The organism is Thauera sp. SDU_THAU2 (genome assembly GCF_038260575.1).
GTDB lineage: Bacteria > Pseudomonadota > Gammaproteobacteria > Burkholderiales > Rhodocyclaceae > Thauera.
This window is the reverse complement of the sequence record NZ_JBBWUN010000003.1, coordinates 1,925,165-1,942,298: the sequence shown is the minus strand read 5'-3', so window position 1 is coordinate 1,942,298 and position 17,134 is coordinate 1,925,165. Positions and strand designations below refer to the sequence as shown.

At 66.7% G+C, this 17,134-nt stretch carries 17 protein-coding genes, 1 tRNA gene and 1 pseudogene; 2 read left to right on the top strand and 17 right to left on the bottom strand.

What is annotated here, in order from left to right; all coding sequences use genetic code 11:
• Window positions 1-8 precede the first annotated feature (8 nt).
• Both AAFL97_RS10450 and AAFL97_RS10445 read left to right on the top strand, forming a co-directional pair.
• A complete protein-coding gene (locus tag AAFL97_RS10450; RefSeq protein ID WP_341644846.1) occupies window positions 9-566 on the top strand; it encodes a c-type cytochrome in 558 nt (185 codons plus the stop codon).
• A 16-nt stretch (window positions 567-582) separates the two neighbouring features.
• Window positions 583-1,773 carry an alkaline phosphatase family protein gene (locus tag AAFL97_RS10445; RefSeq protein ID WP_341644845.1) on the top strand — a complete coding sequence of 397 codons (1,191 nt, stop codon included), beginning with the start codon at window positions 583-585 and terminating at the stop codon, window positions 1,771-1,773.
• Window positions 1,774-1,789: 16 nt separating this feature from the next.
• On the opposite strand, the gene AAFL97_RS10440 is transcribed toward AAFL97_RS10445, so the two are convergent.
• The 17 genes and pseudogenes from AAFL97_RS10440 to AAFL97_RS10360 form a co-directional block, all read right to left on the bottom strand.
• Window positions 1,790-2,254, bottom strand: coding sequence for a DUF1178 family protein (locus AAFL97_RS10440; RefSeq protein WP_341644844.1), 465 nt, complete (start codon window positions 2,252-2,254; stop codon window positions 1,790-1,792).
• A 70-nt stretch (window positions 2,255-2,324) separates the two neighbouring features.
• Window positions 2,325-2,409 (bottom strand) — tRNA-Leu (locus tag AAFL97_RS10435).
• A 26-nt stretch (window positions 2,410-2,435) separates the two neighbouring features.
• Window positions 2,436-2,696 carry a cell division topological specificity factor MinE gene (minE, locus tag AAFL97_RS10430; RefSeq protein WP_068639159.1) on the bottom strand — a complete coding sequence of 87 codons (261 nt, stop codon included), beginning with the start codon at window positions 2,694-2,696 and terminating at the stop codon, window positions 2,436-2,438.
• 1 nt (window position 2,697) lies between these two features.
• On the bottom strand, window positions 2,698-3,510 hold the full coding sequence (gene minD / locus AAFL97_RS10425; protein WP_341644843.1) for a septum site-determining protein MinD: 813 nt from the start codon (window positions 3,508-3,510) through the stop codon (window positions 2,698-2,700).
• Window positions 3,511-3,541: 31 nt separating this feature from the next.
• Window positions 3,542-4,306: a septum site-determining protein MinC gene (minC, locus tag AAFL97_RS10420; RefSeq protein WP_341644842.1), complete on the bottom strand. Its 765-nt coding sequence runs from the start codon at window positions 4,304-4,306 to the stop codon at window positions 3,542-3,544.
• Between the two features lie 135 nt (window positions 4,307-4,441).
• Entirely contained in the window at window positions 4,442-5,305 is an 864-nt protein-coding gene (gene hslO / locus AAFL97_RS10415; protein WP_341644841.1) for an Hsp33 family molecular chaperone HslO, read from the bottom strand.
• A complete protein-coding gene (locus tag AAFL97_RS10410; protein WP_341644840.1) occupies window positions 5,302-5,685 on the bottom strand; it encodes an ArsC family reductase in 384 nt (127 codons plus the stop codon). Before AAFL97_RS10410 ends, hslO begins: the two co-directional genes overlap by 4 nt.
• A gap of 80 nt (window positions 5,686-5,765) precedes the next feature.
• Entirely contained in the window at window positions 5,766-6,173 is a 408-nt protein-coding gene (locus AAFL97_RS10405; protein ID WP_341644839.1) for a PIN domain-containing protein, read from the bottom strand.
• The gene (locus AAFL97_RS10400) at window positions 6,170-6,442 is read right to left on the bottom strand and encodes an AbrB/MazE/SpoVT family DNA-binding domain-containing protein (protein WP_341644838.1); all 273 of its coding nucleotides are present in this window, start codon (window positions 6,440-6,442) and stop codon (window positions 6,170-6,172) included. Before AAFL97_RS10400 ends, AAFL97_RS10405 begins: the two co-directional genes overlap by 4 nt.
• A gap of 188 nt (window positions 6,443-6,630) precedes the next feature.
• A pseudogene (locus AAFL97_RS10395) lies at window positions 6,631-8,969 on the bottom strand (Tex family protein).
• Window positions 8,970-9,163: 194 nt separating this feature from the next.
• Window positions 9,164-9,892 (bottom strand): amino acid ABC transporter ATP-binding protein, encoded by a 729-nt coding sequence (locus tag AAFL97_RS10390; RefSeq protein WP_341644837.1) that lies wholly within the window; start codon window positions 9,890-9,892, stop codon window positions 9,164-9,166.
• Window positions 9,879-10,532: an amino acid ABC transporter permease gene (locus AAFL97_RS10385; protein ID WP_341644836.1), complete on the bottom strand. Its 654-nt coding sequence runs from the start codon at window positions 10,530-10,532 to the stop codon at window positions 9,879-9,881. Before AAFL97_RS10385 ends, AAFL97_RS10390 begins: the two co-directional genes overlap by 14 nt.
• A 3-nt stretch (window positions 10,533-10,535) precedes the next feature.
• Complete coding sequence (locus AAFL97_RS10380) at window positions 10,536-11,219, bottom strand: amino acid ABC transporter permease (protein WP_263462803.1); 684 nt, start codon at window positions 11,217-11,219, stop codon at window positions 10,536-10,538.
• A 28-nt stretch (window positions 11,220-11,247) separates the two neighbouring features.
• On the bottom strand, window positions 11,248-12,048 hold the full coding sequence (locus AAFL97_RS10375) for a transporter substrate-binding domain-containing protein (RefSeq protein WP_341644835.1): 801 nt from the start codon (window positions 12,046-12,048) through the stop codon (window positions 11,248-11,250).
• A 189-nt stretch (window positions 12,049-12,237) separates the two neighbouring features.
• The gene (locus AAFL97_RS10370; RefSeq protein ID WP_341644834.1) at window positions 12,238-13,086 is read right to left on the bottom strand and encodes a D-hexose-6-phosphate mutarotase; all 849 of its coding nucleotides are present in this window, start codon (window positions 13,084-13,086) and stop codon (window positions 12,238-12,240) included.
• A gap of 5 nt (window positions 13,087-13,091) precedes the next feature.
• Window positions 13,092-15,779, bottom strand: coding sequence for a bifunctional acetate--CoA ligase family protein/GNAT family N-acetyltransferase (locus AAFL97_RS10365; protein WP_341644833.1), 2,688 nt, complete (start codon window positions 15,777-15,779; stop codon window positions 13,092-13,094).
• 173 nt (window positions 15,780-15,952) lie between these two features.
• Window positions 15,953-17,077 carry a sensor histidine kinase gene (locus AAFL97_RS10360; RefSeq protein ID WP_341644832.1) on the bottom strand — a complete coding sequence of 375 codons (1,125 nt, stop codon included), beginning with the start codon at window positions 17,075-17,077 and terminating at the stop codon, window positions 15,953-15,955.
• Between the last annotated feature and the right edge of the window lie 57 nt (window positions 17,078-17,134).

Genomic DNA, 17,134 nt, shown 5'->3' with positions numbered 1-17,134 from the left:
TTCAGCAGGTGGATGACGCACAACGTGCGGTGCTGGCAGAGGAGGGGCGCAAGGCTGCATTCTTCTGTGCGAACTGTCATGGCGAGCAAGGCGTCAGCCGCTATGGCGAAGTCCCCAATCTGGCAGGCCAGCATCCTGCCTACATCCTTTCCCAGATCGAAGCCTTCCTCGCCGGCACGCGCAAGGACGATTTCATGCAGGGGCTGATGAAAGTGCTGAGCGAGCGCGACAAGCTTGCCATCGCGCTGTATTACGCCTCATCCCCGCCGCCGCAGATGAAGGCGGATGCCGGCGCCGGTGCCGGGCTCTACGAAAAGCACTGTGCGCTCTGCCACCAGCCCGATGCGGGCGGCGCCGAGACTTTCCCGCGCCTTGCCGGCCAGCAGGCCGAATATCTGCGCATCAGCCTGCGGCGATACCTGACCCAATCCGGCGAGCGCTTTTCCGCGCCGATGACGGCAGCGGTGACACAGCTGGGAGAGAAGAACATCAATGCGGTGGTGAACTACCTGGCCGGTGCGCATGCGGCACCGGGCACCGGCAGTTCGGCCGCGAACGGGCGCTGACGGCCCGCCGACCGGCATGGAATCGAACCACGCCCGCTCCCTTGCGCCGCGCTGGCCTTGCGGCCATGTCCTGCCCGATTACGAGCAGGGCGGGATCTACGGCCTGGCGCGCGATCTGCGGGCGTGGCTGCATGGGCCCCGAACCGGGCTCGAAGCTGCGGAAGTCGAGGCAGGCGAAGCGGCCTGCGTCGTGCTGCTGGTGATCGATGGCCTCGGTGCGAATTTCCTCTCGGCTGCCGGCGCAGGCTCGGCGCTCGCCGCCCATTATCGGCGCACGCTGACTTCGGTTTTGCCCAGCACCACGGCCAGTGCCATCACCACGCTGATGACCGGAGCCTCACCGGCCGAGCACGGCCTGAACGGCTGGTTCATTCACGACCCTCGCTTCGGCGGCGTGATCTCGCCTTTGCCGCTCGAGCTGCGGGGCGGCGGCGCACTGGCGCCCGGTATCGCGACCCGCCTGTTCCGGCAGGCGTCGATGTTCCGCGCCGCGCAGCGGCCCACGGTGATGCTTTCGCCCAGCCAAATCGCCTTTTCCCCCTATTCGCAGCACCATGCGCGCGGGGCACGCATCCGCCCATACGACGGCCTGGCAATGCTGGAGGAAGTGCTGCTCGAGGCCATCGGTGAACTCGGCCGCGAAGGCGGTTTCATCCATGCCTACTACCCGAGTTTCGATGCGCTGTGCCATGCCTACGGCTGCCGTTCGCCCCAGGCGCTGGGCTGCTTCGGCAAGATCGATGGAATGTTCGCCCGCCTCTGTGAGCGCTTGGCAGGGAGCGGCACGCGCATCCTCGTCACTGCCGACCACGGCTTCATCGACAGCTCGCCGGAGCGCACGCTGAAGCTGGCGCCGGACGGCGAGGCATCCGCGATGCTCGCCGCACCGCTGTTCGGCGAGCGCCGGCTGGCATTCTGCGCGGTCAGACAGGGAGCCGAACGGGAGTTCGAGCGCTGGGCGGAGGAAACGCTGCGGGGGCGTGCCGTGCCGATGTCCGGTGCCGACTGCATCGCTGCCGGACTGCTCGGCCCCGGGCAGCCTCATCCCCGGCTGGCGGAGCGGGTCGGCAGCCACGTGCTGCTGATGGAGCCTGGCTGGAGCATCGTCGACGAGGTCGAGGGTGAGAAGCTCCACGAGCTGATCGGCGTGCACGGCGGCATGACGGCCGATGAAATGCGGGTGCCGCTGATCGTCGCGCGGCCGTGATCGCTATCGTTCGGCTCTAGTGGATTTCGTCCTCGCCGGGCGGCAGGGGCACGACGAGGATGCCTTCATCGATCAGCTCCTCGACATCCTCCGGCGAGGCCTGGCCGCGGATGTTGCGCACCTCGGCTTCGCCGTAATGGATCCGGCGTGCCTCTTCCGGCAGGCGGTCGCCGACGTTCTCGGCGCTGCGGGACATGTGCCGCAGCATCTGCAGCATGTTCTCCGCGACCGCATGCGGCGGCTGATCGGGCTCGGCAGAAACGGGGACTGGCGCTGCCTGCACTTGCTCGGCGGCATTGCCGGCAGACGGCGAGTGGCGCGTCTGCACGTACGGCGCGCTCGGCAGGCGACGCACCGCCGTGCTGCCGCACACGGGACAGCTCACGAGTTGGCGGGCACACTGTTCCTCGAAGGCTTCCGCCGAAGCGAACCAGCCTTCGAAGCGATGCTCCTGGCTACAGCAGAGGTCTAGGACGATCACGATAAGTGCATGCGGGTTGGGAGGCGCTCCGATGGCGCCTGCGAACCTTTCAGACCAACTGGATATGGAATGGTGCCCGGGACGGGGCTCGAACCCGTAAGGCTTGCGCCGGCGGATTTTAAGTCCGCTATGGTTACCAATTTCATCACCCGGGCAGGGCCACGCCGGCGGGCGTGATCAGCTAGCGCGGCTGCTCCGGCAGGACGATGTTGACCTCGAGCACGTCCATGTTGTCCTGCTTGTCGAGCTGGACCTTGATGTCGTCGGGGTTCACCGCGACGTATTTCGAGATCACCTCGATCAGTTCGCGCTGCAGCGCGGGCAGAAAGTCGGCAGCCGGGGAGTTGCCTGCACGTTCGTGGGCGATCAGCAGCGACAGGCGGTTCTTGGCGATTTCCGCAGTCTTTTTCTTTTCGCCGAAAAGGCGGGAAAGGAAGGACATGTCACTTGCCTCCGAACAGGCGCTTGATCAGGCCGGGCTTTTCGTAGTTGACGAAGCGCAGCAGGCGTTCCTCGCCGAGGAAGCGGGCGACGATGTCGGCGTAGGCTTCGGCGACGTCGGTACCCTTGAGGTGGATTGCCGGCGTGCCCTGGTTGGAGGCGTGCAGCACCGATTCCGACTCGGGAATGACGCCGATCAGCGGCACGCGCAGCAGTTCCTGCACGTCCTTGTACGACAGCATTTCGCCTTCTTCTACGCGCTTGGGCGAGTAGCGGGTGATGAGCAGGTGCTCCTTGACCGGCTCGCCGCCTTCGCGCGCGCGCTTGGACTTGCTCTGCAGGATGCCGAGGATGCGGTCGGAGTCGCGCACCGAGGAGACTTCGGGGTTGCTCGTGACGATGGCCTCGTCGGCGAAGGTCAGCGCCATCACCGCGCCGCGCTCGATGCCGGCGGGGGAGTCGCAGACGACGTAGTCGAAGCCCATGTGCTGCAGCTCTTCCAGCACCTTCTCGACGCCTTCCTCGGTCAGCGCATCCTTGTCGCGGGTTTGCGAGGCGGGCAGGATGAACAGGTTCTCGCAGTTCTTGTCCTTGATCAGCGCCTGGTTCAGGCGCGCCTCGCCGTTGACGACGTTGACCAGGTCATACACCACGCGGCGTTCGCAGCCCATGATGAGGTCGAGGTTGCGCAGGCCGACGTCGAAGTCGATCACCGCGGTCTTGTAGCCGCGCAGGGCGAGGCCGGAGGCGAATGCCGCACTGGTGGTGGTCTTGCCCACGCCACCCTTGCCCGACGTAATCACGATGACTTTCACGGTTTCCCCTTGTTCTGCTGTATGGCTGCGTTCAGATGGATTGCAGCGCTTCGATGTTGAGAGTGTTCTCGGCGCCGCTCAGGCGCACCTGTGTCGCACGGCCGGCGATGGTCTCGGGAATGCCGCGCTCGAAAGTGCGGAACACGCCGGCGATGGAGACCAGTTCCGGGCCGAAATTGCTGGTGATGATACGGGCTCGATCATCGCCCTGCGCGCCGGCGATGGCGCGCCCGCGCAACGGGCCGTAACAATGGATGCTGCCGTCGGCGATGACTTCGGCGCCGGGGCTGACGCCGCCCACCAGCACCAGGTCGGCGCCGCGCGCATAGACCTGCTGGCCGGAGCGCAGCGGTCGGTCGATGAACATGGTCGACGCTGCTGCCGGCTGCGGCGCAGCGGCAGCGGGCGCCTGGGGTGCCGCGGCAGGTGGTTCGGGCGTGCGCGCCGGTGCAGGCGTTTCGATCGGCCGCGGGGTGCCGGTGACTGCTTCGTCGAGTTGAGCCAGGCCCGCGCGGCGGGCACCTTCCTCATGTCCCGGCGGCAGGTTGAAGACGCCGATCGGCTGCAGGCGATAGCGGCGCATCAGCGAATTCAAACCCGCCCAGTCGATCGACGACGGCACTTCGGCCAGTGCGGCAAAGTCGAGGATCACCGCTTCGCCATTGAAGAAATCGGGCATGCCGCCGAACATCTTGTGCAGCGCGTCCGCCAGGGCGGGCGGTTCGGTGGCCTGTAGCACGGCGATGGTCGCGCCGAGCGTGGTGTTGCGGAACTGGACAGGCGCGGAGGCGGACATGGATGGAAGCTTCTTCAAAATCAAGGAAGTGTACTGATCGACGTGCGATCGGGCAAGGCCGGGGCAGGAAGCCGGCAACGAAAGCGCGCATGCGCTCGCGGTCCGCGCCGCGCCTGGATCGGCGGGGGGATCGCCTCAGTGCAGCGTGCGTGCCTTGAACAAGGCGTCCACCTCGGCTGCGCCGAAGCGGTAGGTGTGGTTCGACAAGTCGTCGTGCACGACGATCTCGCCGTGTTCGGCCAGCAGCTTGCGCACTTCGTCCTCGCCCAGGCCGAGCAGCATCGTGGCGACCTTGTCCGGGTCGGCCGGCCAGTCGTGCGTGACGCTGCGGGCCTCGAACAGGCGCACGTTCTCTTCGGCGAACAGGCGGCGCAGGATTTCGGCGGCATCGAGGCCGAGCAGTTCGTCGTCGCGCACGGTGGCGGCAAGCTGCTGCACCCGCGACCAGCCGTCGAGATCCTTCAGGTCCGCGCCCGGCAGCTTCTGCACGAACAGTGCGGTGGCGGCATCCGCGCTGCAGGCCAGCCACAGCCCTGCGGGCTGTTGCTCGGACTGGGCGAGATAGTGCTCGAAGACCTCGGCGATGCTGTCGCCTTCGAGCGGCACCAGGCTCTGGTAGGGCAGATCCAGGCCGGGGATGTCGAGCGACAACTGCAGACGGCCATCGCCGACCAGTTCAGTGAGCTTGCCGTCGGCCGGCGCGCCTTCGGATTTGGCGTAGCCGCGCAGGTTCAGCGTCTCGGCGCAGTCGACCACCAGCAGGCTGACCGGGCCGTGGCCGCTGACCTGGAAGGTCAGCCGGCCGGGCTGCTTGAGGTTGCCGGCGATCACCACCGACACCGCGGCCATCTCGCCGAGCAGGCGGGCGACGGCCGCCGGGTAGTCGCGCCCGGCCTGCATCGCCTGCCAGACGTCGCTCAGGTGCACGACGGCGCCGCGGATGTCGAGATCTTCCAGCAGAAAGCGCTGGACGTAGCTGGAGGGGAGGGATGTGCTCATCGGGCGGCTTCCTCGAGGACAGAGGCGAAGCGCTCGGGATCGAAGCCGACCAGCAATTCGCCTGCAGCAGTTTCGACCACCGGGCGGCGGATCAGGCTGGTGTTCGCCTGCATCAGCGCGATGGCGTCTTCGGTGGAGGCAATGGCCTGCTGCTCGGGCGACAGTTTGCGCCAGGTGGTGCCGCGCTTGTTGGCCAGCGCTTCCCAGCCGAGCTTGCCGCACCAGCGTGAGAGGGTGTCAGTGTCGATGCCCGACTTCTTGTAGTCGTGGAAGTCGTAGGCGATGACCGCGGCGTCGAGCCAGGCGAAGGCCTTCTTCATCGTGTCGCAGTTCTTGATGCCGTAGATCCGGCAAGTGGATGGTGTGTTCTTGTCTGTCATGTGAAGTGCTGTCCAGATCGGTGCCGGGTCTCGGTGTCCGGTCGAATTTACGGTGTGGCGAGGGGGGCGCAGAACGGCGTTCAGCGATGGGCGACGAGCAATCGCACGCCCGGGTGTTTTGCCAGCGCCTTGTCGAAACTGACGGTGTAGTCGCAACCCAGGCGGCGGTTGCGCGCGGCGATCAGGCAGTCGGCAAAACCGGCCTTGCCGTTGCGAAAAGCCGTCACTGCCTGTTCCAGCGTGCCGCGGTGTTCGAAGGCGAAGGTCTTGACCGACAACAGCAGGTCGATCACGTCAGCCAGGGCTGCTTTGTCCATGTCGTAGCAGGCCTTGAGTACCCACAGCGTCTCGACGATGACGAGGTCGCTCAGGAAAACCGCTTCGGGTGTGTCGTTGATGGGTTCGAGCAGCGTCCTCACCGACTGCGCCTGTGCCGCGTCGTCATTGACGAGCAGGCGCACCAGCACGTTGGTGTCGAAGCCGATCACGCTGCCGGGCCTGCCAGGTCGACTGCCCGGGTGAAGCGCTCATTGGCCTCGGTTTCGATGGCTCGTTTCATCTCCTGCTCGCTGACGGCTTTCATGCCTGGCCGGTGCAGTACGCCGAGGATGTCCAGCGCGGTATTGCTGACCGGGCGTATGCGAATGACTCCGTCCACCACGTCGAAATCCAGCCGGGTTCCTTCGACCAGGCCAAGCTGATCGCGAATGGCCTTGGGCAAGGTGACCTGGCCCTTGCTGCTGACGGTGGCATGCATGGCGTTTCTCCTTGATGGACCTCTTTCGGAGAATTATAGGCAGTTCGGAAAAATAAAGGCGAGTCGGAAAATCCGACTCCAGTTGCTCAGCGGAGTGCAACCGCTCACGGCCAGCGCACGTGATGCGGATGCGGGGCGGCAACCCTGCATCCTTGTCCGTCACGAGAAAGTTGAATCCGCGATCCCTTTCACCGATTGCCGCGTGCGCGGGCGAAGGCTTCGGCCAGCGCGTTGCCGGCAGCGGGCTTGTCCTGGCCGCGGCGCGGTGCCGACGAGGCGCGGTCGCGGCCAGCGCCGTGGCGCTCGCCTCCGCGGCGGTCGCCGCGCATGTCGTGGCCGTCGTTGCGCTTCGGCGCGACTTCGTCGCCCAGGCGCATGGTCAGCGCGATGCGGTGGCGCGGGATGTCCACTTCCAGCACCTTGACCTTGACCACCTGGCCGGCCTTGACGACGCTGTGCGGGTCCTTGACGAAGGTGTTGGACAGCGCGGAGATATGCACCAGGCCGTCCTGATGCACGCCGATGTCGACGAAGGCGCCGAAGTTGGTGACGTTGGTGACCACGCCTTCGAGCTGCATGCCGGGCTGCAGGTCCTTCAAGGTTTCGACGCCTTCGCGGAAACTGGCGGTGCGGAACTCGGGGCGCGGGTCGCGGCCGGGTTTTTCCAGCTCGGCCAGGATGTCCTGCACCGTCGGCAGGCCGAAGCGCTCGTCGGTGAATTCGGTGGGCTTCAGGCTCTTCAGGAAGCTGCCGTTGCCCATCAACTCGCGCACGTTCTTCTGCACCTTGGCGATGATGCGTTCGACCACCGGATAGGCTTCCGGATGCACCGACGAGGCATCGAGCGGGTTGTCGCTGCTGGGGATGCGCAGGAAGCCGGCGGCCTGCTCGAAGGTCTTGGGGCCGAGGCGGGGTACGTCCTTCAGCGCATCGCGGCTGCGGAACGGGCCCTTGGTGTTGCGGTATTCGACGATGTTGCCGGCGAGTGTGGCATTCAGGCCGGAGATGCGGGCGAGCAGCGGCACCGAGGCGGTGTTCACATCCACGCCGACGGCGTTCACGCAGTCCTCGACCACCGCGTCCAGGCTCTTCGCCAGGCGGCCCTGGTTGACGTCGTGCTGGTACTGGCCGACGCCGATCGACTTGGGATCGATCTTGACCAGTTCGGCCAGCGGATCCTGCAGGCGGCGGGCGATGGAGACCGCGCCGCGCAGGCTGACGTCGAGATCGGGGAATTCGCGCGCGGCGAGTTCGGAGGCCGAATACACCGAGGCGCCGGCTTCCGACACCACGATCTTGGTCAGCGGCAGTTCGGCGTGGCGCTTCATCAGTTCGGCGACCAGCGCATCGGTTTCGCGCGAGGCGGTGCCGTTGCCGATCGCGATCAGCTCGACCGCATGCTTCTTGGCCAGCGCGGCGATCGTGGCGATGGCGGATTCGCGGTCGCGGCGCGGCTCGAAGGGTAGACCGTCGCGGTATCCACCAGCTTGCCGGTGGCATCGACCACCGCGACCTTGACGCCGGTGCGGATGCCGGGGTCGAGGCCGATCGTGGCGCGGGTGCCGGCGGGTGCGGCAAGCAGCAGGTCCTTCAGGTTGCGGGCGAAGACGCGGATCGCCTCTTCCTCGGCGCGGTCGCGCAGCTCGCCCATCAGTTCCAGTTCGAGGTGGATCGAGATCTTCACGCTCCAGGCCCAGCGCACGGTGTCGGCCAGCCAGCGGTCGGCCGGGCGGCCCTGGTTGCGGATGCCGAAGCGGGCGGCGATGCGGCCTTCGCAGGGATGGGGCGCATCGGCGTCCGCACGCTCGACGTCCAGCGCCAGCCGCAGCACGCCTTCGTTGCGGCCGCGCAGCAAGGCCAGCGCGCGGTGCGAAGGCATCGTGGCGACGGCTTCCTGGAAGTCGAACCAGTCGCGGAACTTGGCGCCTTCGTTTTCCTTGCCTTCGATCACGCACGAACGCACCTGGCCGTGTTCGTGCAGGTAGCTGCGCAATTCGCCGAGCAGTGCGGCGTCTTCGGCGAAGACTTCCATCAGGATCTGGCGCGCGCCGTCGAGCACCGCCCTGGCGTCGGCGAAGCCGGCCTCGGCGTTGATGTACCTGGTCGCTTCGTCTTCCGGCACCAGCGCCGGGTCGGCGAGCAGGGCTTCGGCCAGCGGGCCGATGCCGGCTTCACGGGCGATCTGGGCCTTGGTGCGGCGCTTGGGCTTGTAGGGCAGGTAGAGGTCTTCGAGGCGCTGCTTGCTTTCGGCATGCTCGATCTCGTTGCGCAGCTCGGCTGTCAGCTTGCCCTGTTCCTCGACCGAGGCGAGCACCGTGGCGCGGCGGTCTTCGAGTTCGCGCAGGTAGCCCAGGCGCTCTTCCAGCGTGCGCAGCTGGGTGTCGTCCAGGCCGCCGGTGACTTCCTTGCGGTAGCGGGCGATGAAGGGCACGGTGGCGCCGTCGTCCAGCAGCTGGACGGCGGACATGACCTGGCGCGGGGAGACGCCGATTTCTTCGGCGATGCGGTGTTCGATCGGAGGGAGCATGTAAAGGAGCTGGTTCGGGTGAAACGGAGGGCGGGATGGTGCAGCAAGCGGCGCGCCCCGACAAGCCTTGGATCGCTCTTCGCCTCGGCCGGGAGCGCGCTCCCGTGCAGTGAAAAATGCCCCGGATGCCCGGCCGGCGGGCCAACCGGGCATCCGGGGCGGGGAGGGCGAGCGCTGCCTTGGCCGGCGTCCTGTCAGGACACCGCGCCGATGAAATTGGCCAGCTCCGGCGTGCCCGGCTCGGCGAACAGCTGCCTGGGGGCGCCGCTCTCGTGGATTAGGCCGTGGTGCATGAAGATCAGCTTGTTGCCGACCTCGCGGGCAAAGCGCATCTCGTGCGTCACCATGATCAGCGTCATGCCTTCCTCGGCGAGCTGCCGCACCACCGCGAGCACTTCGTTGACCAGTTCGGGGTCGAGTGCCGAGGTGATCTCGTCGCACAGCAGCACCCGCGGCCGCATCGCCAGTGCGCGGGCGATCGCCACGCGCTGCTGCTGGCCGCCGGACAACTGGTCGGGGTAGGCGGAGAATTTTTCCGCCAGGCCGACTTTCAGCAGCATCTCCTTGGCGATGTCGCCGGCTTCGCCATGGGCGGTCTTCTTCACCACCTTCAGCGCCAGCATCACGTTCTCGCCCACCGTCAGGTGTGGAAACAGGTTGAACTGCTGGAACACCATGCCGACCTTCTGGCGCAGCGTGCGCAGGTCGCCGAAGCCGTCGTCGAGGGCGACGCCGTCGACCACCAGTTCGCCGCGGTCGATGGTTTCCAGGCCGTTGATGGTGCGCAGCAGGGTGCTCTTGCCCGAGCCGCTGCGGCCGATCAGCGCCACCACGTCGCCGGCCTCGACGTCGAGGTCGATGCCCTTGAGCACGTGGTTGCTGCCGAAGGTCTTGTGCACGCCTCTGAGTTTAACGAGCGGCATGGTATTTGGTCTCCAGGTGTCTGGCATACAGCGAAAGCGGGTAGCACAGCAGGAAATAGGCGATGGCCACGAGGCCGAAGATCAGGAAGGGCTGGAAGGTGGCGTTCGCCAGCATCGAGGCGGTCTTGGTCAGTTCGGTGAAGCCGATGATCGAGGCCACCGCGGTGCTCTTCACCACCTGCACCAGGAAGCCCACGGTCGGCGCGATGGCGATGCGCAGCGCCTGCGGCAGCACCACGTGGCGCATCTGTTCGCGGTAGTTCAGCGCCAGGCTGGCCGAGGCCTCCCACTGGCCCTTGGGCACGGCCTCGACGCAGCCGCGCCAGATCTCCGCCAGGTAGGCGCTGGTGAACAGGGTCAGCCCGACCGCTGCCGCCAGCCAGGCCGAGACGTCCACGCCCAGCATCGACAGGCCGAAGAAGATGATGAACAGCTGCATCAGCAGCGGCGTGCCCTGGAAGACCTCGATGTAGGCCTTGCTCAGCACGGTCGGCGCACGCTTGCCGGATACCCGGGCGAACAGCACCACCAGTCCGGCGATGCCGCCGCAGACGAAGGCGATCAGCGACAGCGCCACCGTCCATTTGGCGCCTTCGGCCAGGCTGTCGAGCAATGCCCAGATCGAAAATTGCGTCAGCATGGCTCACGCTCCCCTGGTCTGCGGCTTGCGCGCGACGATCACGCGGCGGCCGAACACGTTCAGCGCGTAGCGCACCATCCAGGCCATCGCAAAGTACATCGCCGTCACCACCAGATAGGTCTCGAAAGCGCGGAAGTTGCGCGACTGGATGAAGTTGGCGGCAAAGGTCAGGTCCTCGGCGGCGATCTGCGAGCACACCGCCGAGCCGAGCATGACGATGACGATCTGGCTCGACAGCGCCGGCCACACCTTCTGCAGCGCCGGCCGCAGCACGACGTGGAAGAAGATCTGCAGCCGGCCCATCGCCAGCGACTGCGCCGCCTCGATCTGCCCGCGCGGCGTGGCCTGGATGCCGGCGCGGATGATCTCGGTGGTGTAGGCGCCCAGGTTCACCACCACCGCGAGGAAGCTCGCCTGCCATTCGCTGATCTGCACGCCCAGCGAGGGCAGGCCGAAGAAGATGAACAGCAGCTGCACCAGGAAGGGCGTGTTGCGGATCAGTTCGACGTAGGCGCCGAACAGCCAGTCGAGCGGATGCAGCTTCCAGGCCCGGCACATGCCACCGGCGATGCCGATGGCCGTGCCCACCACCGCGCCCACCGCCGTCATCGCCAGCGTGAATGCAGCGCCCTTCAGCAGCATGTCGCCGTAGTCGAACACCGCCAGGAAATCGAACTGATAAGCCATGGGAGGGATTCCGGTACGTGCGCGCCGATCAGATGCTCGCCGGCAGCGGCTCCTTCAGCCAGCGCAGCGAGAATTCGTTCAGGCGGCCGTCGGCCCGGGCCTTGGCGATGATCGCGTTCACCTTGTCCAGCAGCGCCGTTTCGCCCTTGGCGACGCCGATGTAGCAGGGCGTGTCCTCGACCGCGAACTTGGCCGCCATCGGCCGCTGGCCGGTCTTGTCATTGACGGCGTTGGCGACGATGTTGCCGACCGTCACCAGTTCCACCTGGCCGGTCAGGTAGGAGGCGATGGTGGCGTTGTTGTCCTCGTAGCGCTTGATGCTGGTGCCCTTGGGGGCGAGATCGGTCAGCGCCAGATCCTCGGTCGAGCCGCGGGTGACGCCCACGACCTTGCCGGCGAGGTCGGCCGGGCCGGCGATGGCGGCGTCCGGCGGGCCATACACGCTCTTGACGAAGGGTACGTAGGGCGCGGAGAAGTCGATGACCTTGGCGCGCTCGGGATTCTTGCCCAGGCTGGAGATGACCAGGTCGGCCTTGCCGGTGGTCAGGAAGGGGATGCGGTTGGTGCTGGTCACCGGAATCAGCTCGACCTTGACGCCCATCTCCTCGGCGATCAGGTTCGCCATGTCGATGTCGTAGCCCTGGAGCTTGAGATCGGCGCCGAGCGAGCCGAAGGGCGGAAAGTCCTGCGGAATGGCAATCTTGATCACGCCCGCCTTCTGCACCTTGTCGAGCGCGTCGGCCTGCGCCGCGAACGGCATCGACAGCATCAGCGCGGCAGCGGAGGCGAGACCCAGGTGCTGAAGGAAGGAACGGCGTTGTGTTTTCATGGATGACTCCTGTCGGGGGAAGGGGGACAGGAGCCATCAGCAGGAGTCGTGCCATCCTGCGCTTCGGGCGCAGAAACGCCGTTTGCGGGGCAGGAGGCTAGCGTTCGCCGGGTCGCCGATGCACCGAACGGGTGAGCGGCACGCGGCCGTGCCTGCTCATGGTGCGCTGCAGCGCGAAAAGCGTGAGAGTCAGAGTGCGACCAGCGTCTGCCGGCCCCACCAGCTTTCCCCGGGGGCGAGGCGCACCGGCGTGTGCACCGCAGCGGCTTCGACGCAGAGCATGCGGCGGAAGCCGTCGTCGGGCATGTCGGCGATGGCAGCGCAGCGCTCGACCCACGGGTTCCACACCACCACGTCGGTGAAGCCGTCGGCGTTGATGCCCAGGCTGCGATCGTGTTCGCGCAGCAGCAGCGGGCGTTCGACGCGGCGGTAGATGCGGTCGAGCTCGGCCTCGACCAGCAGCGCGTCGCCGCTGTCGCGCTGGACGCGGCCGGCTTCGAGCTGGTCGGTATAGCTGTAGCCGTGCAGGCCTTCGAGACGGGATTCCTCGACTTCGCGCACCGCCAGATAGGTGTGCAGCGCGGCGGTGAAATCGAAGCTTTCGCCGCCGGTGTTGTTCACCTCGAATTCGAGATCGAGCCGGCTGTCCTCGAGCAGGATGCTGAGTTCGGCGGCGAAGGCATGGGGCCAGCCGGCATGCTTCGCATCGTCGGTGTTCAAGCCCAGCGTGAGCAGCGCGTAGTCCTTGCTGCTGCGCTCGGTCAGCACGCTCCACGTCGCCGTGCGGGCGAAGCCATGGCGCGTCAGCGGGCCGCGGTCGGAGAACTGCGGGAAGCAGACCGGAATGCCGCCGCGGATCGGCGTGCTGCCGTCGAACACCGCCTGCGGGCTCAGGTAGAGGCGTTCGCCGCCGCCGGGCGGTGTCCATGACAGCACCTGGCCGCCGAACAGGCTCACCACGGCGGCCGCAGCGTTGCCGGTGGCCAGCCGCAGCGCGGGCTGGCCGTGGAAGTCGATGCGTTCGATACCGGCTGCCATCGCCATCAGTCCTGCAAGGCCAGCACGCCGAGCTTGACGGTGTTGTCCTCGGGGTCGTTGCTGAGCACGAAGCCGAGCTTCTGCACGAACTTGAGCATGCGCTCGTTGTTCGACAGGAAGACGCCGTTCATGTAGGCGATGCCGCGGCTGCGGGCGGTCTCGATCAGCACGCCCATCAGCTTGCGCGCCAGGCCGCGGTGCTGCCAGTCGTCGGCCACCACCACGGCGAACTCGCAGGATTCGCCGTCCGGGTTGACCGCGTAGCGGCAGACGCCGATTTCCTTTTCCGCGCCATCGACTTCGAGCGTGGCGACGAAGGCCATTTCGCGGTCGTAGTCGATCTGCGTCAGGCGCGCGACCATCGCCGGCGGCAGTTCGCGCATGGTGTTCATGAAGCGGTAGTACTTGGTCTCGGACGACAGGTTGCGCACGAATTCGACTTCGAGGTCGGCGTCCTCGGGCTTGATCGGCCGGATCGTCACGGTGGTGCCGTCGGGCACGATCCAGGTCTGCGTCAGGTGCGAGGGGTAGGGGTGGATCGCCATGTGGTCGTAGCGATCCGCCGTCGGCGAGACGTTGTCCACGATGATGCTGGCGTCGACCGCGACCGCGCCGTTTTCGTCGACGATCAGCGGGTTGATCTCCATCTCGGTGATCCACGGCAGTTCGCAGACCATCTCCGACACCCGTAGCAGCACCAGTTCCAGCGCCGTCATGTCGATCGCCGGCAGGTGGCGGAATTCGCCCAGGCGGTGGTAGATCCGCGTCGAGCGGATCATGTCCTTGACCAGGTAGCTGTTCAGCGGCGGCAGGGCGACGGCGACGTCGCGATTGGCCTCGACCAGGTTGCCGCCTTCGCCGAAGGTGATCACCGGGCCGAACACCGGGTCGCGCTTGACGCCGACGACCAGCTCGCGGCCGTTGCGCTTCTGGATCATCGGTTCGATGGCGATGCCGTTGATGACCGCGTCCGGCTGCACGCGCTTCACTTCATCCAGGATCTCCTGGTAGGTCGAGCGCACCGCCACCAGGCTGCGGATGTTCAGGCGCACGCCGCCGACGTCGGACTTGTGCACGATGCTCGGCGAGTCGATCTTCATCACCACCGGCAGGCCGATCTCGGCGGCGAGCACCATCGCCTCCGCTGCCGAGCGCGCCACCACGGTCTGCGCGATCGGGATGCGGAACGCGGCCAGCAGCGCCTTCGATTCCATCTCGTTGAGCTTCTTGCGGCGCTCGGACAAGGCCATCTCGATCACCAGCCGGGCGCTCTCGATCGACGGCGGAGTCAGGTGCGACAGCGAGGACGGCGTCTGCATCAGCAGCTTTTGGTTGCGGTAGTAGGCCGAGATGTGGCTGAACAGCTCGACCGCCGGTTCCGGCGTGCGGAAATGCGGAATGCCCGCGGCGCTGAATTTCTGGCGCGACTCGGTGACCAGCTCTTCGCCCATCCAGCAGGCGACCACCGGCTTGTCGGCGGTCTTCTCGATCTCGATCAGCGCGTCGGCGACGGCGCTCGGGTTGGTCATGCCCTGCGGCGTCAGCATCACCAGCACGCCATCGACGTTGGGGCCTTCCAGCGTGGCCTTCACCGCCTTGCCGTAGCGTTCGGCATCGGCGTCGCCCAGGATGTCGACCGGGTTGCCGCGCGACCAGTTGGCCGGCAGCACCGCGTTGAGCTTTTCCATCGTGCCTTCGGTGAATTCCGACAGCGGAATGCCGATGTCGGCCGCGCGGTCGGCCGCCATGATGCCCGGCCCGCCGCCGTTGGTGATCACCGCCAGGCGGTTGCCGCGCGGGCGGAAGTGCGAGAACAGTGCGTTGGCGGCGGCGAAGAGCTGGCCGAGGTTGTACAGGCGGATCACGCCGGCGCGGCGCAGCGCGGCGTCGAACACCGCGTCGTCGCCGATCGGCGCCGCCGAATGCGACAGGATGGCGCGCGAGGCCTCGGGGTGGCGGCCGGCCTTGATCAGCAGCACCGGCTTGACCCGCGCCGCGCCGCGCAGCGCGCTCATGAAGCGGCGCGCGTCGCGGATGCCTTCGACGTACAGGAAGATGCTTTCGGTGCGCGGGTCGGAAATCATGTATTCCAGCACGTCGCCGAAGTCGATGTCGGACGAGGTGCCCAGCGACACGACCGCCGAGAAGCCGACGTTGTTGGGCTTGGCCCAGTCGAGGATCGCGGCACAGAGCGCGCCCGACTGGGAGATCAGGCCGATGCTGCCCTTCTGCGCGCGGGTATGGGCGAAGGTGGCATTGAGGCCGAGCTGCGGGCGCATGATGCCCAGGCAATTGGGGCCGAGCAGGCGGATGCGGTGGCGCTGCGCGGCGTCGACGACCTGGCGTTCGAGCAGTGCGCCGCGCGGACCCGCTTCGGAAAAGCCGGAAGACAGCAGGATCGCGGCCTTGACGCCGGCGCGTCCGCAGGCGTCGAGGATGGCCAGCACCTTTTCCGCGCGTACCGCGATCACCACCAGATCCAGGCGCTGGGGGACGTCCTCCACCGACTTGTAGCAGGCGATGCCGCGCACCGATTCATGCTTGGGATTGATGGCGAACAGCTTGCCCTTGTAGCCCGCGTCGAGCATGTTGCGGACCAGCACATCGCCCAGTGAACCCTCGCGTTCGCTGGCACCGATGATCCCCACCGAGCGCGGTTCGAGAAGCGGAGTGAGGTAGTGCGTTTCTTTCATGGCTGCAACCTGTCTGGATGAAATGGCTGGCGCAACCGCCTGTCGTTTCGGGCGTTTGCAGAATCGAGTGTATCGACCGCAGAATTATACTGCAGTGCACAAAATCCGTATCGTTGCCGACGATTAAAGCCTAAAACCTCGTCAAAGGCCGGGCACAGCGTCACGCTCGCACCTCATCGCCCGAGCGTGAACAGGAAGCGGCTGCCTTCGCCCGGTGTGGACTCGGCCCGGATCGTGCCGTCATGGCGCTGCACGATGCGCTGCACCGTCGCCAGGCCGATACCCGTACCCGGGAAAGCCTCGGCACCATGCATGCGGTAGAAGGGCCTGAACAGGTTGCCGGCGTGGCTCATGTCGAAACCGGCGCCGTTGTCGGAGACGCAGAACACGCGGCGGCCATTGATGCGTTCGGCGCTCAGCGCGATCCGGGCCGGTGTGCAGTGCGCGGTGAACTTCCAGGCGTTTCGCAGCAGGTTGTCGAGCAGCGAGAAAGTCAGGGCGCGATCGGCGATGACATCGAGTCCTTCGGTGATCTGGATCGTGACTTCGCGCCCGGGCTCTTCGGCCTGCAATTCCTCGACGATCTGGCGGGCCAGCTCCGACAGGCTGAAGCTTTCCTTCTGCAGCGGCTGCCGCGCCAGCAGGGCGAGATTGATCAGCGCGTCGATCAGGTTCGCCATGCGCTCGGTCGCCTTGCGAATGCGCGAAAGATGCGCGAAGGTATGCGCTTCGGCCTTGCCGTCGAGCTCGTCTTCGATGATGCGGGCGAAGCCGTCGATGGCGCGCAGCGGCGCCCGCAGATCGTGCGAAACCGAATACGAGAAGGCCTCGAGCTCGCGGTTCGAAGCTTCGAGCTCGGCAGTCCGCAGCCGCACGCGCGCCTCCAGTTCCTGGTTGAGGTTGCGCAGGCTCAGTTCGGCCACCTTGCGTGCGGAGATGTCGTCCACCGTGCCGGTCAGGCCGCCTTCGCCCGGCCTCGTGTCCGGCGCCCGATGCGCGGTGACCTCGATCCAGCGGATTTCTCCGCTGCGGGTCCGAAGCCGGAACTCGCGCTCACAGTCGGCACCTGCGCCGACGATCAGGTCGCGGAACAGCTGCGCCGCCGTCTCGCGGTCGTCCGGGTGAAGGAATTCGTGCAGCGGCTTGCCCAGGCTGGCCTCGACATCGTGGCCGCTCAGTTCGCACCACACCTTGTTCAGGTAGATGAGCCTGGCTTCGGCGTCGGTGCGGAAGATGACCTCGCTGACCGATTCGAGCATGTCGAGGTAGAGGCATTCCTTCGCGGAAGGAGCGGGCATCGCCTGCGCCTGGCCGGAGTCCGCCATTGCCGATGTCGCCGATGCTGCCGTGGCCGA

What these genes read in the sequence shown, in the direction of transcription:
- AAFL97_RS10400 (WP_341644838.1), bottom strand. Translation starts at nt 6,442, where the DNA reads ATGCATGCCACCGTCAGCAGCAAGGGCCAGGTCACCTTGCCCAAGGCC.
- minE (WP_068639159.1), bottom strand. Translation starts at nt 2,696, where the DNA reads ATGTCCTTCCTTTCCCGCCTTTTCGGCGAAAAGAAAAAGACTGCGGAA.
- AAFL97_RS10445 (WP_341644845.1), top strand. Translation starts at nt 583, where the DNA reads ATGGAATCGAACCACGCCCGCTCCCTTGCGCCGCGCTGGCCTTGCGGC.
- AAFL97_RS10385 (WP_341644836.1), bottom strand. Translation starts at nt 10,532, where the DNA reads ATGCTGACGCAATTTTCGATCTGGGCATTGCTCGACAGCCTGGCCGAA.
- minC (WP_341644842.1), bottom strand. Translation starts at nt 4,306, where the DNA reads ATGTCCGCCTCCGCGCCTGTCCAGTTCCGCAACACCACGCTCGGCGCG.
- AAFL97_RS10375 (WP_341644835.1), bottom strand. Translation starts at nt 12,048, where the DNA reads ATGAAAACACAACGCCGTTCCTTCCTTCAGCACCTGGGTCTCGCCTCC.
- AAFL97_RS10410 (WP_341644840.1), bottom strand. Translation starts at nt 5,685, where the DNA reads ATGACAGACAAGAACACACCATCCACTTGCCGGATCTACGGCATCAAG.
- AAFL97_RS10390 (WP_341644837.1), bottom strand. Translation starts at nt 9,892, where the DNA reads ATGCCGCTCGTTAAACTCAGAGGCGTGCACAAGACCTTCGGCAGCAAC.
- AAFL97_RS10380 (WP_263462803.1), bottom strand. Translation starts at nt 11,219, where the DNA reads ATGGCTTATCAGTTCGATTTCCTGGCGGTGTTCGACTACGGCGACATG.
- AAFL97_RS10365 (WP_341644833.1), bottom strand. Translation starts at nt 15,779, where the DNA reads ATGAAAGAAACGCACTACCTCACTCCGCTTCTCGAACCGCGCTCGGTG.
- AAFL97_RS10360 (WP_341644832.1), bottom strand. Translation starts at nt 17,077, where the DNA reads ATGCCCGCTCCTTCCGCGAAGGAATGCCTCTACCTCGACATGCTCGAA.
- hslO (WP_341644841.1), bottom strand. Translation starts at nt 5,305, where the DNA reads ATGAGCACATCCCTCCCCTCCAGCTACGTCCAGCGCTTTCTGCTGGAA.
- AAFL97_RS10370 (WP_341644834.1), bottom strand. Translation starts at nt 13,086, where the DNA reads ATGGCAGCCGGTATCGAACGCATCGACTTCCACGGCCAGCCCGCGCTG.